Source organism: Paenibacillus methanolicus (assembly GCF_008124765.1).
In the GTDB taxonomy this organism is placed as follows: domain Bacteria; phylum Bacillota; class Bacilli; order Paenibacillales; family Paenibacillaceae; genus Paenibacillus_Z; species Paenibacillus_Z methanolicus.
In genome coordinates this window covers 431,816-446,476 of sequence record NZ_VNHS01000006.1, presented here as the reverse complement: position 1 = coordinate 446,476, position 14,661 = coordinate 431,816, and the positions used below count along the sequence as shown (strand labels likewise).

Sequence of the window (14,661 nt, the reverse complement as noted above, 5' to 3'; positions counted from 1 at the left end):
TTGATAAACAGGTTTCTCGGATCCTCGGCATGTTCAGCTTTTGCTGGTTCGGCTGGGCACAGGAGAAGCCAAGAGCCAACTGGCGCCTCTATATGGGGATCGCCTCCGGAATTGCGCTTCTCGTCTGCTTGCTGGGCGTATATTTAAGTATTCAGAGTTGGAACGAACCGTCGGTCTTATCCGACAACGCGTCATTTACGTCGTATGTGTTCACCGTGAATATCGAATTTCTTCTGGCAGGCATAGGCGCTTTTATCTTGATCAGAAAAAAAGAAAAAGAGTATGTCGCCCCTTGGATTGCGTTTATCGTCGGCATCCATTTTATAAGTTTGGCTAGCGTGTTTGACGATCCTAGCCTTTACGTACTGGCTGCCCTTCTCGTCGCCATATCGATCGTTGCGATATTCATCGCGCCTAAGCTTCAGGTTGCGACCAGCGCGATCACGGGGATTGGGACGGGCACGGTTCTGTTCGGCTTCGCGATTCTAGGTTTGATTCGGTATGTTTCCGTTTAGACGACTAAACAAGACCCCCAACGCAACCTGATCAAGGTTGCGTTTTATTATTTGGTGGATGGCTTGGATGAGCTAGCGAGCGCTCGCGCATGAAGCTGTCCGGAGTGGCGCAGCGCTTCTTAGTAAGCGATATCTTGCTTATTGCCTTTCCCTTGCAACAATATTCTGGAAGTCGTGATAGCTGGATGGTAATATCGTTGTATATGTTTTTTCTTCGAACGCAAAGGAGAACGAATGAACAATCCGATCCATATTCTCGTAGCCGAGGACGATAGTGACATCAGTCGATTGCTGTGCGGCATGATGAAGAAAAGCGGTTATATTCCTCAGCCCGCCTACTCCGGGACGGAGGCGCTGCTCTACCTGGAACAGCGTCAATGGAGCATGCTGCTGCTCGATCTGATGCTGCCGGGAATGACGGGAGATGAGCTTCTCAATCGGATAGACAGAATTGACGATATGCCGGTTATTATCATATCCGCCCGCAGCGAGCCCATGACCAAGGTGTCTGCCTTGCGCGCGGGAGCGGACGATTTCATTACGAAACCATTCGATGTCGAGGAAGTATCCGCGCGAATCGATTCTCAGCTTCGCCTGTATGCGCGAATCGCGCAGCCGGCTATGCCTGCTATGCTTCGGCATAGGGGGCTTGTCCTTGATCGAGACGCTATGACGGTAACGGCGGAAGGGGCTAAGCTGACGCTTACCGCACGTGAATTCGAGATTCTTTCGTTGCTCTTGTCGGCGCCGAAGAAAGTTTTCACGAAATCCAATCTTTACGAAAGCGTATGGCGGGAGCCATTCTACGGCGAAGACAATATCATCAATGTTCATGTGAGCAATTTGCGAAGCAAGCTGTCAAAGGCTGCGCCGGGAAGCGATTTTATCGAGACGGTATGGGGCATGGGCTATCGGCTAAAGCCTTAAGACATTCTTAAGGCTTAGCTTTAGTCCTGCTTATGTTTTGGTTTCTATACTTGGTCTATCACATGAAGGAGGCCAAGAAATTGCAGGATTATGTATTAAGAACCAATCAGTTATCCAAAACGTTCAGGGGCCATAGAGCGCTGGACAACGTGAATTTGTCCATTCGCAGAGGCTCGATTTACGGGTTCATCGGGCAGAACGGAGCGGGAAAATCCACCTTGATCCGCCTGGTGACGGGACTTGCCTTTCCGACCGCGGGATCGATTGAGCTGTTTGGCTCCAGCGAAGAGAAGGCGTTAATCCAGGCGCGCAAACGAATCGGCTCTAGCATCGAGAGTCCTGCCTTGTTCCCGCATATGACGGCCGGCGAGAATCTGGAAGCGAACCGGATTCTGCGCGGCATTCCCGGCCAAGACTGCGTGCCCCGAATGCTGAAGCAGGTCGGTCTGCAAGGTACCGGCAAGAAAAAAGCGAAACATTTCTCGCTCGGCATGAAGCAGCGGCTAGGCTTGGCGATCGCCTTGCTAGGCGATCCGGAATTTCTGATTCTGGATGAGCCGACCAATGGATTGGACCCGATGGGCGTTATTGAAATGCGGGAGCTGCTCAAGACGTTAAATCGGGAGCTGGGCATTACGATCTTAATCTCAAGCCATATCCTCAGCGAGCTGCATCTGATGGCAAGTCATTATGGCATTATCCATCGCGGCCGGCTGCTGGAGCAGCTCACAGCCACAGAGTTGGACGGGAAGTGCCGGCAGTACGTGTATATCAAAGCGAATGATTCGGACAAGGCAACAGCCGTTATTCAGCATGAATTGGACACTGCGGACTTTGAAGTGATGCAGGATGGAGCCATCAAACTGTATAACTATGCGGAGCAGCCAAGTAAAATATCATCCGCGCTATTCTCCGCGGGCTTGGAGATTGAGAAGTTCATGCCAATGGGCGAAGACTTGGAGCGCTATTTCACGAAGCGGATCGGAGGGGATCCGCATGTATAATTTGATTGCGGTCGAGTTGTTCAAGCTCCGCAAGAACAGATCGTTCTGGACGTTGTTGATCGCGCTTACCGCACTCTCGCTTGCCTACCCCATCATGTATTATGTGGATCATCAATCCAGCGGAGAGCCGCAATTCACGGGAGCCGAATTTTTGGTGACCTTTATTGCAAGCAATGCCTACGCGATCAAATTCGGCGCAGCGGCGTTGGCTGGATTTTTCATTTCCAACGAGTATGCGACAGGCGTGATGAAGACGATTGCTTCGTCGGGCAATACAAGAGGGCGATTGTATACGGCCAAGCTAACCGGATTCGCGATCGGCGTCATGTTGGTTTCGCTCGTTTTTCCGATCGTCAGCACGGTGGAAGTCACGCTGCTTTCAGGCTTTGGTCACCTGCCCGAAGGGAGTTCCGAGTGGTTCATTCCTAGAGTTCTTGGGCTGACGCTGCTGTATACGGCCGCTTTCGCGGCCATCGGGGCGCTGTTCGCCGTCATCCTGACGGACAGCGGCAAAACGATCGGGGTGTCGATGATCTTCTTTCTGATGATCGATATCGTGCTCTCCGGGATAGGTTCGAAGGTCGAATTTTTCGGGAAGGTATACGATTATTCCATCTTCAAGCTGATCGGGGAGATCGGCAAACCTAGCATCGATCGCGGCGATATGCCCGCGCTTCTGCTTGTGCCGTTGCTGACGATTGCCGTGTGCGCGATGCTCGGTATCGTAGTTTTTCGCCGCAAGGATATTAAATAAGCGAGGGGAGTGGGGAGATTGCTGCTCGTTCTAACGATCTTATCGCTGGCGGCGGCAGTTCTCCTGCTTGTCCGGTTATTAATGCTAAGACGAGAGCTGGGTCGAATGACGGAGCAATTGCGCAGCTATAACGAAGGCGTAACGGGTAAAAAAATCGATGTCGCTCTAATCGACCTCAAGCTCGAAGCGCTTGCTGAACAAATTAATCGTCAGTCGCATGCAATCGTCGAAGCAGAAGCGCGTCGCAAGCGAATCGAGAACGAATTTCGGCAGGCGGTCGTGAACATGTCACATGACATCCGTACGCCGCTAACCTCGATTCTCGGCTTTATCCAACTGTTGGAGACAGAAGCCCTAACGCCGGAAGAGAAACGCGAATACGTCACGACCGTTAAAAATCGGACCAAACGCTTACAGTCGTTGGTCAACGATTTTTTTGAGCTTTCCGTGATCGAATCGATGGATTACCCGCTTAAGAACGAAAAGCTTGGGTTGACCGCACTGATCTCCGACGTTTTGGTCGGATTTTACGATTCGTTCAACGAACGCGGCCTTATGCCCGACCTACGCCTCCCGGAGGAAAATGTGTCCATCTACGCCGACGAATCGGCTGTGCGGAGAGTGATTGAGAACTTGCTCGTCAACACGGTGAAGTATGCGGCCGGCGAGGTGCAAATCCGGTTAGAACGACAGCGGGACACCGTGGACTTGACGATCAGTAACGAAGCGAAAGAATTGGCCGGAAGCGATGTCAACCTCTTGTTCGATCGGTTCTACACGGCAGACCGTGCCCGTTCCGCCCAAACTTCCGGGCTTGGCCTTCCGATCGCCAAAAGTCTGATGAGCAGCATGGGCGGCACGCTGACCGCCGAATTGCGCGGTGACAAGTTGACGCTCGTCTGTCGCTGGAAAGAAGCGACCAACCCTGTTGAATACGTCAGGATTCGGAGATCCCATGTCGAGTAGACGATCATGCGCGAACCGCCGATAATGCGAGCCATCCGCTTAACTTGGCGCACGGGATAACATATTCGACGAGCAACCATCCCAACATGACCCGTTGGGATGGTTTTTGATTTTTTCGAGGGCTAGTCGTTACACGTGGCGCCAGGGATATTCCGACACCTAATCTCGTCTAGAACAGGTCCCGTTGAATATAGTAATAAGGATAGATGCGCGTGAGTCGAGAGGAGGCATACGTTTGGATCGTGATCTGTCCATATCTGTTGATTGCGTTGGCGGAGAAACAAGCGATCAGCTTGTGGCGAACTTCATTACATATATACTTGAAGTGGTTGAACTTCTCGAGAGGGAACATGACTTAACGCCGGCGAACGTTAAAGTGACCACTCTGATCGAACGTCTAAAGCAGCAAGTCACGCTCCAGTTCTCGCCGGATGAGATACAGGCCGTCTTAGGGAATCGGCAGATTCAACCGTTACATCCCCGCTTGCTGGCCAAGTTGTCCGAATGTGAAAGGCACTCCGAACTCTTCTATTCCCGGCAATTGTGCCAATCCCATTCATTAAGTCTGGATAGGATGACCCGGTTACCCAGCTGGGGGGTCTATGAGACGCTTGTCGGTCAGGAAATTCAATTCATTCGCAAGTATACCCGGCAGGAATTAATCCGAACGCCGATCGTTTTTGTCGGAAGCGGACCGATGCCGCTCAGCGCCATCCTTATTCATCTTTACACGGATGTAGATGTGATCTGTCTAGAAATGGATGACGTGGCTTACAACGCCTCCCGTGAATTGCTGCAGCGCCTGGGGTTAGAGAATAAAGTGAAGGTTTTGCACGAAAATGGCGAGACATTCCATTATCGTGCGTTTCGAAGAGTATTCGTCGCTAGTCTGGTCTCGAATAAAGCGGCCGTGCTCAAACAAATTAAACGCACCGCTCATGACCCGTTAGTTGCAGTGCGTACGGCGGAAGGCATGCGGCAGCTCATCTACGAATCAGTCGACGAAGAACAATTGGACCAACTCGGATGGGTCCTTATGGGGAGAACGTCTACCGAAGGAAGTCTCGTGATCAACTCCACTTTATTTATGGAGCAGCGTGAGTAAAGATCCTCGCATTTCGCGCGCAATACATTGAAGTCCACGATTCATTTCGTGGACTTCTTGCTTTGGCGAATGACCTAAGGGGAGATGAACCCGATGGGATTCACCGCGAAAATCGAATGAATATTGCCCTCGGGATCGCCGAAGAAACCGGTTGTATGACCCCATTCCTTGACTTGCGGCGCCGTGACGTCAAGCGCTCCCTTCGAAACGAATTCATCGTACAAGGCGTACACTTCATCCGGTGATTCACATTGGAAATTCAGCTCGACGGCTTGTCCTTTACGACTCTCCGTATATGACGAGCAGCCGTTGGTATTCTCCGCCATAAGCGATTTCGAGCATAAAGCCAATCTTACGCCTGTATTGTTGAATTCGACGTAATGCTCCTCCTCAACAACAATCGCAAATCCCAACACTTCCCGGTAAAACCGGGCCAATCGGGCAACATCTTCGGCGATCAGCGTGATGCCTTCTAGTTTTACAATCTTCATTATGTTCCACCTCCATCTAAATTCTAACATATCGCCAAAGACAGCGAATAAATCGCTTTACAAGAAACGATAACGTATTATATGATGAATAGGACACCAAAAGGTGTCCGATAATAACGGTTAAGGAAGAGGGATTCGCATGTATATTTTAACTGTCATTCTTCAAGGCTGGCTGCTTTTCTCGATGGGTTTCTTTGGCGGAAGCAAGATCGCGGGCGCGCAGCATCAGGTCGAACTCTTCGAGTCGATTAAACTGCCTCAATGGTTCCGCGTCTTCACGGGCTGCGTCCAAATCGCCGGCTGTATCGGACTTCTGATCGGCTACTGGTATCCGGAAGTTGCGGCATGGTCCGCGATATTTATCGGCATCATGATGCTGGCGGCGCTTCTCTCGCATCTCAGAGTCAAACATCCGATCGCGAAGATGATTCCGGCCTTGTTGAATCTAGTGATCGCAATTGCCGTCGTATTGTTATATGCGGACGAACTGTCCAATTTGTAGAATTAACTTGACGAACGAGTTGGCAATCAAATACAATCATTATGTACTGATCGGTATAGAAAGAGTGGATGCACGATGGTTCGGCCTAAGGAATTCGATGAACGGATCGCGCTAGCCGCGGCCATGCAAGTTTTTTGGGAGAAAGGATATGAAGCCGCGTCCCTTAGCGATCTTACGCAGCGTATGAACATTCAACGTCCAAGTCTGTATGCGACGTTCGGCGGGAAGAGGGAGTTGTTCGAAGCCGCGCTGAAGGCTTATGTGCAGTCGAGCCTTACGTATATCGAGAACCAACTTCGCAGCGATCCTTCCGTGAAGAAGTCCATGCTTGCGTATTTTCAAGGCGTTATCCATGGAGCAGGCGGCAGCAACCCGGATTTCGGATGTCTTTGCGTCAATACGATGGTCGAATTGGCGCCGCATGACCCCGTTTTCGCGGACATAACCGGCGATTTTCAAGCTCGATTAACCGAACTGTTCCAGAGAACGATTGATCACGGCATTCAATCCGGCGAATTACCCAAACAACTGAACGCTTCATCGATCGCGCGCGTGTTGACATTATCCGCGATTGGATTATCCGTAACGATGAAGACGAAGCCCGATCCGGCGCGAGTGGAGCATGCTGCAGCGGAAATTCTTACTCTATTGGAGTAAGTTTTTTTTACCCATTATGTACTGATTGGTACATAATGAAATGACGAAAATGGAGGCGTTAAGGATGAACGACAAAATCGCATTAATTACGGGCGCAAACAAAGGGATCGGTCTTGAAATCGCGCGTCAGTTGGGGAAGCAAGGGATGATCGTGTTGGTGGGAGCCCGAAGTTTGCCGAAGGCGGAAGAGGCGGCCGCGAAGCTGCAGGCCGAGCGAATCCAGGCTTATCCGATGGAGCTGGACGTGACGAATCGGCAGCATATCGCATACGCGGCAGATCGAATCGAGAAGGAATATGGCAAGCTGGACGTGCTCGTGAACAATGCGGGGATTTACTTGGATCATGAAGGGACGGACGTCGATATGATGCGGCGCAGCTTCGACACGAACTTTTTCGGCGCCTACGCGCTGACCGACTCGCTGTTGCATTTGTTGAAAGCGAGCCCCGAAGGGCGAATCGTGAATCAATCCAGCATACTCGGCTCGGTCGGAACGATTCTTGGGAACGACATGTATGGCAAGGCTTCCGCTCCCGGATATACAGCATCCAAAGCAGCGATGAACGCCTGGACTGCCCAGCTATCCATTCAATTAGGGGATACCCCGATTAAGGTCAATGCCTGTCACCCGGGATGGGTCAAAACAGACATGGGCGGAAGCGGCGCCGTCATGGAAATTCACGAAGGGGCGGAGACGGCGGTCTACTTGGCCACGCTTCCTGGCGATGGGCCTACGGGAGGCCTGTTTCACAAACAAGAACCGCTGCCTTGGTGAGCTGCCTAGGTCAATAACGCTCCGCTTCCAAAGAGAACGAACGCAGCCGATGTAAACGGCTGCGTTTTTACATGCGATGGCTAGTTGGCCTCGCGAGGATAGGTTTAATTCAAATAAATAAGGAAAACTTAGCAACATTTCCCTTTTGTAATCCGTCTAATTCCAGGCAGTTCATTTTTAATTAAAAGGAGTAGATGGAACGAATGAAGTACAAGCAATTGGCAATCGGAGCTTTGTTAGGATCGATGATAACCGGCGCTGGCGCGGTAGCCGCTTCTGAGGGCGCGGCGATTACGGCTTTTTTGAAAAACGAGATCGTGTTTAAATTCAACGGAGTAGAGAAAAAACTCGACAAAGGCTACTCGGTGCTAACTTATAACAATGCTACCTATGTGCCAGCCCGTTTTGTCGCAGAAGAGTTCGGCGCTAACGTAGTCTGGGACAATAAAACGCAAACGATCCAGATTATTACTCCAAGCACGCCTGTAAAGCAGACCGAAACCAAACCGAATATCGAAGCTTCCGATTGGGACAAGTTTGATGGCGAATGGAGCAATACGGATCTAACGGCCAAACTGGATTTCGTCTCTGCTTCTAGAACAAACGTGGAGTTGAAATCCACGGCAAAAGCGGAGTTTAATGGTATGAAGTTTACATTGGATGATAACGGAGCGGGTTTTCCAAGTGGGCAGGCTTCCCATAATGGCAATACATATATGATCGCCTTGAACGCGAACGGCGATGGTGCTCTATTGATCACGATTATGAACGAAGCAACGAAACATGTGTATACCGGAAACTTAAAAGGGAGCACCCCTTTGCCCGCTAGCGGGAATACCGGTTCCGCTAATCCAAGCGGCGGAACGTATGCCGGCGACGTAAAAGATTTTCAAGGAAAATGGAAGAACGACAAACGTTCGTTGACGCTTTCTTTCAATGGCAGTGCGGCAAAGCTTGTCTACGACAATGAGACTACGACCGGTTTATTTAATCTCGCCGCCGATGTGAATATAACCGCATCAGGATCGGGATCGACCGAAATCACGAAGGACGGATCGAAGTATTTGGTGCAATTGACGCTAGGCATGAATCAAGTGAGCCTGACCGTCATTAATGTGACTAACGGGCAATTTTTCACGGAAGTATTTACGGCTAAAGAATAGACCAACCATGAAGGAGCGGCTGCCGCGAGGCATGCTGCTCCTTTTTCCCGTCATCCCGTCGGACAAGAGCCGCTTGACGACGGCTTCTATCGATTCGGCAACCTCGATAGCATAACGGTTTCGAGTTATCTTGGGGAAGTTGGAGCATCCGCTCAAGAAATTTCAGAATATTGGCCTCGGCCCATGCCTTGCGCAAATATACGACATACGATATAGCGTTCCACGCCTTGCATGGCAACTATCATTTGCGCGAGAGGGAGTTGGGTCGGTGAAAGCATCTACGGGGCTTACCGGGCGAGTGATTTTCAAGGGTGATTCGGGTTATGAGGCGGCGCGTAAAAATTGGGATCCCCATACGAACAGATTCCCTAAAGTATTCGTTTTTGCGAAGTGTACGCAAGATGTGGCCAATGCGATCCGATGGGCGCGCAAGCATAAGGTTCCGATTCGGCCGAGAAGCGGACGGCATGCGCTGGAAGTGAATTTGTCCCAAGTCGACGGAGGCATCGTCATCGACGTCAGCGAGCTTAAGAAGATCAAGCTGAATAAGAAGAAAGGCACGGTCGTCGTCGGGACGGGTAATAACGTAGGCAGAATCGTGAATACGCTTGCGCGGCAAGGCTATATGGCGCCATTCGGCGATAGTCCTTCCGTAGGAATCGGAGGAATTACGCTAGGCGGAGGCATCGGACCGCTACAACGAACGATCGGCCTCATGTGCGATAATTTGGTCGGACTCGAGATGGTCGATGCGAAGGGGCGCGTCATTCGCGCGAACCGGAAGCGCAATGCCGATCTGCTGTGGGCTTCCCGCGGGGGCGGGGGCGGCAATTTCGGCATCTATACCAAATACAAGCTGAAAGCGCACCGCGCGCCGGCCGAAGCGACCGTATATCGCATCACCTGGCCATGGGAGCAATTCGAAGCGGTACTTAAAGCTTGGCAGCAATGGGCGCCTTCCGTGAATACGAAGCTGGGCAGCGAGTTGTCCATCGGTCCGAAAAAAGGCGGCAACGTCTCCATGGAAGGATTGTTCCTCGGATCCAAAACGGAAACCATGCGTTTGTTAAAGCCGATCACGAGCGTTGGAACGCCGACAAGCAAAATCATCCGCATGCTGCCTTACGCGGAAGCGGTGAAATTCCTGCTGCCTCCGGATCCCGTGCTCACCCAGCGGTACAGCAACCAATTCTCTTCCGGCTACGCCAAACAACCGTTCCCCGATAAGGCGTTCAAGTCCATGCGCGAATTTTTGGAGAAGGTGGAAGGGGAGTTCGCGGGCTTCTTCTTCCTGAACTGGGGCGGGGCGGTAAGCCGCGTCTCGCCGAAGTCCACCGCGTTCTTCTGGCGCGACGCGAAATTTTACGTCGAGTGGAACAGCTCGTGGATCAAGAAGTCCGATGCCGCCGCCAATATCGCCGTCGTTCGCCGTACGCGCAAGAAACTGCAGCCTTATATCGTCGGTTCGTATATCAATGTCCCGGATCAAGGGATCAAACATTCCGGTCCGGTCTACTATGGATCGAACTATGCGCGTCTTCGGAAAATAAAAGCGAAATACGACCCGCGCAATGTGTTCAACAATCCGCAAAGCATTCCGCCGGCATGCAAGGCGAAGAAGAAGCCGGCTTGCGGCTGTTAGTCCGAAGGTCGAATAACATCGCGAACAACCACGTCCGCTCGGGCGTGGTATTCGGTTCATTACATGAGGATGGTTAGGTTGGCGTTTATCCATTTTCTTGTATTATAAATAATAATGATTTTCATTCTCAATTAAATCTGCTACAATCAGGATGTTTCAAGACCCTTCGGATTCCAACAGCCGGCGAAGATGAGCGAGTTGTTCGCGGACATGATCGCGGGGCCAGTATGGAATTCGCTTCCTGCCGTGATGAACGGCAAGGCGCACGGTCTCAAGTTCGATTCGAACTTAAGAAGGCTGGGGCCCGCCTCGGCTTTCTTGTCCTATATCGATCAAAGGTGGTTTAGTCGTGATGAAGTTGGTAAGCACGGAAGCCGCCGTCCAAGAGCCGCGGATGCGCTCGCGGCCGCTGGCGGCGACGCTCATTCTTGCCGGGGGCTTGGCGGCTTTGGCCATCGGGATAGCCCTCTCCGTCTCATTCGGCGCCGCGGATATCCGTTTCGCCGCCGTCTGGGAAGCGATCCTCCGTTACGATGCCGATGTAACGCAACATCAAATTATCCAGGAACTTCGCCTTCCGCGCGTAGTCGGCGGGGCGATCATCGGCGCGAGTCTCGCGGTGGCCGGGGCGATCATGCAGGGGATGACGCGCAATCCGCTGGCGGATTCCAGCCTGCTCGGTCTGCATGCCGGAGCCGGGCTCGCGGTCGCGCTTTGCTTTGCTTTTTTTCCCGCGCTGCCCTACATGTACGTCATGCTGGCCCCATTCCTCGGCGCCGGCGCGGCGCTAACCGCGCTGTTCTCGGCGCTCGGCGAAGGCATCTCGCTGTATTTTAATATCGGACAAGATTTGGCCTTCTGGTTTGCGGGCGGCATTGCGGGCATCAAGCGGGATCAGCTCGAGGCCGTGTCCCCATGGATCGCGGCCGCGCTCATCGGGGCGATCGCGCTGGGACGGTCGATTACGATGCTCAGTCTTGGCGAAGACATCGCCAGAGGGCTCGGCCTTCGCACCGGCGCGGTCAAGGCGGCGGGCGCGGCGGTCGTCCTCGTCCTGGCCGGCGCAGCCGTCTCGGTCGTCGGCGCGGTCGGATTCGTCGGTCTGCTCGTGCGCTACGCGGCGCGGCGCCTCGTCGGCGTCGATTACCGCTGGATTATTTCGTGCTCGGCCGTGCTCGGCGCCCTGCTCGTCGTCTTCGCGGATTTGGCCGCGAGAATGGTGGACCCGCCGTACGAGACGCCGACGGGCGCCGTCATCGCGCTGCTCGGCGTGCCTTTCTTCCTCTTCTTGGCCAGGAAGGAGACGAAGGAACTGTGAGAACGAACGCGATGCCGTTCCCGGTTAAGTTCGACCGAAGGCGCAAACGAACGATTGCGGCGATAACCGCTCTGGCGCTGCTTATCCTCCTCATGTTCATGATCAGCATGAATACGGGGTATATCCGGCTGTCGCCAATGGATCTGCTGCGCACGTTGGTCGGGGGCGGAACGAGGCAAGAACAGCTGGTGCTGTTCGATTTTCGACTGCCGCGCATCGTCATTGCCGTATTGGTCGGCTCGGGTCTTGCGGTGGCGGGCTGCGTGCTGCAGGGCTTGTCGCGCAACGAGCTCGCCGATCCCGGCATTCTTGGCATTAACGCCGGCGCGGGACTGGCCGTGCTGCTATTCGTCGCCCTCTATCCCTCGACGACGGCGGCCCCGGTGTTCGCGCTGCCGCTGCTGGCATGGCTGGGGGCGGGCACGACCGCGGCGCTCATCTTCATGTTGTCGTACAAGCGGCACAGGGGCATCCTCCCGGTGCGACTGCTGCTGACGGGCGTGGCCGTGGCGGCGGGCATTAGCGCCGCGACGCTCGTACTTATGCTGCGCATCAGCCCGGACAAATACCAATTCGCCGCCTCGTGGATGGCGGGCAGCATTTGGGGGGACGAACTGGAAGTTCGTGCTGGCCGTGCTCCCGTTTATCGTCATCCTTCTGCCGGTTGTCTTCTATAAAGCGCAGACGCTGAATGTGATGAATATGGGGGATAGCGTGGCGAACGGGCTTGGCGTGCGGTTGCCGAAGGAGCAGCTTCTGCTCCTGGCTGCCGCCGTCGGGCTGTCCGGTTCCTGTGTCGCCGTAAGCGGCGGCATCGGCTTCGTTGGCCTGATCGCGCCCCATCTCGCCCGCCGGCTGACGGGACCAAGACACCAGTCGGCGGTGCCGGCGGCCGCGCTTATCGGGGCGCTGCTGGTGCTGACGGCGGATACCGTCGGGCGCCGGATTTTGCAGCCGTCGGAGATCCCCGCCGGCATCGTGGTCGCGGTGATCGGCGCGCCGTATTTCCTCTACTTGCTGGCCCGGTCGCGCAACTAATGCGAGTCTGTTCATGTATGGGACCGAATAACGAGAAAGTCATGAAAGGAGCTGAGAGGCATCGTGCCGATGCTGCGACGTTTTTTCACTTACTATAAACCATACAAGGGGTTGTTCCTGCTCGATTTCGGCTGCGCCGTCGTGGCGGGCCTACTGGAATTGGCGTTCCCGCTTGTCGTCAATCGTTTCGTGGACGATCTGCTTCCCAAGGGCAGCTGGTCGGTCATTCTAGGGGCGTCCGCAGGCCTGTTCGCCTTGTACCTGTTGAATACGGGACTGAACTACATTGTCAACTACTGGGGGCACATGCTGGGCATTAACATCGAGACCGATATGCGGCGGAAGCTGTTCGCGCATATTCAGAAGTTGAGCTTCCGGTTCTTCGACAACACGAAGACCGGCCATCTGATCTCGCGGCTGACGAACGATCTGCTGCAGATCGGGGAAGTGGCGCATCACGGCCCGGAGGATTTCTTCATCGCGGTCATGACGCTGCTGGGCGCCTTTGCGCTCATGTTCACGATTAATTGGAAGCTGGCGGTATTGACGTTCGTGATCGTGCCGGCCATCATCTGGCTCGTCGTGTACTTCAACGGCAAGATGTCCAAGGCGGTCGAGCAGCTGTTCACGAATATCGGCGAGTTCAACGCGCGAATCGAGGACAACATCGGCGGCATCCGCGTCGTGCAATCGTTCACGAACGAGCCGCACGAGCAGGCGAAGTTCGCCGTCAACAACAGTAACTTCCGGCTGACGAAGCTGGTATCCTACAAGCTGATTTCCAAGAACGGGTCGATCAGCTACATGATGATGCGGTTCGTGACGCTGTTCGTCATGGTGTGCGGCACATGGTTCGTCATCCAGAACGAACTGACGTACGGGGAGTTCATCGGGTTCCTGCTGCTCACGCAAGTGTTCTTCAAGCCGATCGAGAAAATCAACGCCATCATCGAGAGCTACCCGCAGGGCATTGCCGGTTTCAAGCGGTACGCCGAGCTGCTGGACACCGAGCCGGACATCGCGGACGCGCCGGACGCCGTCGAGGCTGGCAAGCTGCAGCGGGAAATCCGATACGACAACGTGTCCTTCGGCTATGAAGGCGAGTCGCCGATCTTGAGCGGCATCAGCCTGACGATCCGCGCGGGCGAGACGGTCGCCTTCGTCGGTCCTTCCGGAGCCGGCAAGACGACGCTCTGCAGTCTGCTGCCGCGATTCTACGAAGTCGACGAAGGCTCCATCTCGATCGACGGCACGGACATCCGCCAGATTAAGCTCGCTTCGCTGCGCAACCAGATCGGCATCGTCCAGCAGGACGTCTTCCTTTTCTCGGGCACGATCCGCGACAACATCCTGTACGGCAAGCTGGACGCGAGCGAAGCGGAGCTGTGGGAAGCGGCCCGGCTCGCGCGGTTGGAAGCGTTCATCCAGGTGCAGCCCGATGGCTTCGACACCGTCATCGGGGAGCGCGGCGTGAAGCTGTCCGGCGGCCAGAAGCAGCGGCTCGCGATCGCCCGCATGTTTCTGAAGAATCCGCCGATTCTCATCCTCGACGAGGCGACCTCTGCGCTGGACACCGAGACGGAGACGTATATTCAACAATCGTTGACCGAGCTGGCCAAAGGCCGCACCACGCTCGTCATCGCCCACCGGCTGGCCACGATCAAGAACGCCGACCGCATTATCGTCGTCACCGAGCAAGGCATCACGGAGCAGGGCAATCATCGGGAGCTGCTGGCCGCCGGAGGCGTATACAGCCGGCTTCATACGGCTCAATTCGGCACCTTGGTTTAATTCGTTTCTTCAT

14 protein-coding genes and 1 pseudogene are annotated in these 14,661 nt (G+C 54.1%); 14 read left to right on the top strand and 1 reads right to left on the bottom strand.

The annotated features are described in order from the left end of the window. The first annotated feature begins 29 nt into the window (after positions 1-29). The 6 genes from BCM02_RS18160 to BCM02_RS18135 all read left to right on the top strand — a co-directional run bounded on the left by BCM02_RS18160 (position 30) and on the right by BCM02_RS18135 (position 5,271). The gene (locus tag BCM02_RS18160; protein ID WP_148930521.1) at positions 30-515 is read left to right on the top strand and encodes a hypothetical protein; all 486 of its coding nucleotides are present in this window, start codon (positions 30-32) and stop codon (positions 513-515) included. 234 nt (positions 516-749) lie between these two features. Then, on the top strand, positions 750-1,442 hold the full coding sequence (locus BCM02_RS18155; RefSeq protein WP_148930520.1) for a response regulator transcription factor: 693 nt from the start codon (positions 750-752) through the stop codon (positions 1,440-1,442). A gap of 80 nt (positions 1,443-1,522) precedes the next feature. Continuing rightward, entirely contained in the window at positions 1,523-2,446 is a 924-nt protein-coding gene (locus BCM02_RS18150) for an ATP-binding cassette domain-containing protein (RefSeq protein WP_148930519.1), read from the top strand. Then, the gene (locus BCM02_RS18145; RefSeq protein ID WP_148930518.1) at positions 2,439-3,200 is read left to right on the top strand and encodes an ABC transporter permease; all 762 of its coding nucleotides are present in this window, start codon (positions 2,439-2,441) and stop codon (positions 3,198-3,200) included. Before BCM02_RS18150 ends, BCM02_RS18145 begins: the two co-directional genes overlap by 8 nt. Before the next feature lie 105 nt (positions 3,201-3,305). Next, the gene (locus tag BCM02_RS18140) at positions 3,306-4,166 is read left to right on the top strand and encodes a sensor histidine kinase (protein ID WP_246183436.1); all 861 of its coding nucleotides are present in this window, start codon (positions 3,306-3,308) and stop codon (positions 4,164-4,166) included. 235 nt (positions 4,167-4,401) lie between these two features. Then, positions 4,402-5,271 carry a nicotianamine synthase family protein gene (locus BCM02_RS18135; RefSeq protein ID WP_187434282.1) on the top strand — a complete coding sequence of 290 codons (870 nt, stop codon included), beginning with the start codon at positions 4,402-4,404 and terminating at the stop codon, positions 5,269-5,271. Positions 5,272-5,345: 74 nt separating this feature from the next. Here BCM02_RS18135 and BCM02_RS18130 read toward each other — a convergent pair whose 3' ends face one another. Further along, positions 5,346-5,762 (bottom strand): VOC family protein, encoded by a 417-nt coding sequence (locus BCM02_RS18130; RefSeq protein ID WP_148930516.1) that lies wholly within the window; start codon positions 5,760-5,762, stop codon positions 5,346-5,348. A 139-nt stretch (positions 5,763-5,901) separates the two neighbouring features. On the opposite strand from BCM02_RS18130, the gene BCM02_RS18125 reads away from it, so the two are divergent. The 8 genes and pseudogenes from BCM02_RS18125 (at position 5,902) to BCM02_RS18090 (ending at position 14,648) form a co-directional block, all read left to right on the top strand. Then, on the top strand, positions 5,902-6,264 hold the full coding sequence (locus tag BCM02_RS18125; RefSeq protein WP_148930515.1) for a DoxX family protein: 363 nt from the start codon (positions 5,902-5,904) through the stop codon (positions 6,262-6,264). A gap of 75 nt (positions 6,265-6,339) precedes the next feature. Next, positions 6,340-6,921, top strand: a complete 582-nt coding sequence (locus tag BCM02_RS18120; RefSeq protein WP_148930514.1) for a TetR/AcrR family transcriptional regulator — start codon at positions 6,340-6,342, stop codon at positions 6,919-6,921. A gap of 64 nt (positions 6,922-6,985) precedes the next feature. Then, the gene (locus tag BCM02_RS18115) at positions 6,986-7,696 is read left to right on the top strand and encodes an SDR family oxidoreductase (protein WP_148930513.1); all 711 of its coding nucleotides are present in this window, start codon (positions 6,986-6,988) and stop codon (positions 7,694-7,696) included. Between the two features lie 203 nt (positions 7,697-7,899). Then, positions 7,900-8,859: a stalk domain-containing protein gene (locus BCM02_RS18110; protein ID WP_187434281.1), complete on the top strand. Its 960-nt coding sequence runs from the start codon at positions 7,900-7,902 to the stop codon at positions 8,857-8,859. 268 nt (positions 8,860-9,127) lie between these two features. Then, positions 9,128-10,501: an FAD-binding oxidoreductase gene (locus BCM02_RS18105; RefSeq protein WP_148930511.1), complete on the top strand. Its 1,374-nt coding sequence runs from the start codon at positions 9,128-9,130 to the stop codon at positions 10,499-10,501. Between the two features lie 352 nt (positions 10,502-10,853). Beyond that, complete coding sequence (locus BCM02_RS18100; RefSeq protein ID WP_148930591.1) at positions 10,854-11,819, top strand: FecCD family ABC transporter permease; 966 nt, start codon at positions 10,854-10,856, stop codon at positions 11,817-11,819. Between the two features lie 11 nt (positions 11,820-11,830). Then, a pseudogene (locus BCM02_RS18095) lies at positions 11,831-12,857 on the top strand (FecCD family ABC transporter permease). 69 nt (positions 12,858-12,926) lie between these two features. After that, complete coding sequence (locus BCM02_RS18090) at positions 12,927-14,648, top strand: ABC transporter ATP-binding protein (RefSeq protein ID WP_148930510.1); 1,722 nt, start codon at positions 12,927-12,929, stop codon at positions 14,646-14,648. The last annotated feature ends 13 nt before the right edge of the window (positions 14,649-14,661 follow it).

Bases quoted from the DNA above. Each gene is read 5' to 3' on its own strand.
- BCM02_RS18160 (WP_148930521.1), top strand. From the start codon at position 30: ATGTTCAGCTTTTGCTGGTTCGGCTGGGCACAGGAGAAGCCAAGAGCC.
- BCM02_RS18155 (WP_148930520.1), top strand. From the start codon at position 750: ATGAACAATCCGATCCATATTCTCGTAGCCGAGGACGATAGTGACATC.
- BCM02_RS18145 (WP_148930518.1), top strand. From the start codon at position 2,439: ATGTATAATTTGATTGCGGTCGAGTTGTTCAAGCTCCGCAAGAACAGA.
- BCM02_RS18140 (WP_246183436.1), top strand. From the start codon at position 3,306: ATGACGGAGCAATTGCGCAGCTATAACGAAGGCGTAACGGGTAAAAAA.
- BCM02_RS18130 (WP_148930516.1), bottom strand. From the start codon at position 5,762: ATGAAGATTGTAAAACTAGAAGGCATCACGCTGATCGCCGAAGATGTT.
- BCM02_RS18125 (WP_148930515.1), top strand. From the start codon at position 5,902: ATGTATATTTTAACTGTCATTCTTCAAGGCTGGCTGCTTTTCTCGATG.
- BCM02_RS18120 (WP_148930514.1), top strand. From the start codon at position 6,340: ATGGTTCGGCCTAAGGAATTCGATGAACGGATCGCGCTAGCCGCGGCC.
- BCM02_RS18115 (WP_148930513.1), top strand. From the start codon at position 6,986: ATGAACGACAAAATCGCATTAATTACGGGCGCAAACAAAGGGATCGGT.
- BCM02_RS18110 (WP_187434281.1), top strand. From the start codon at position 7,900: ATGAAGTACAAGCAATTGGCAATCGGAGCTTTGTTAGGATCGATGATA.
- BCM02_RS18100 (WP_148930591.1), top strand. From the start codon at position 10,854: ATGAAGTTGGTAAGCACGGAAGCCGCCGTCCAAGAGCCGCGGATGCGC.
- BCM02_RS18090 (WP_148930510.1), top strand. From the start codon at position 12,927: ATGCTGCGACGTTTTTTCACTTACTATAAACCATACAAGGGGTTGTTC.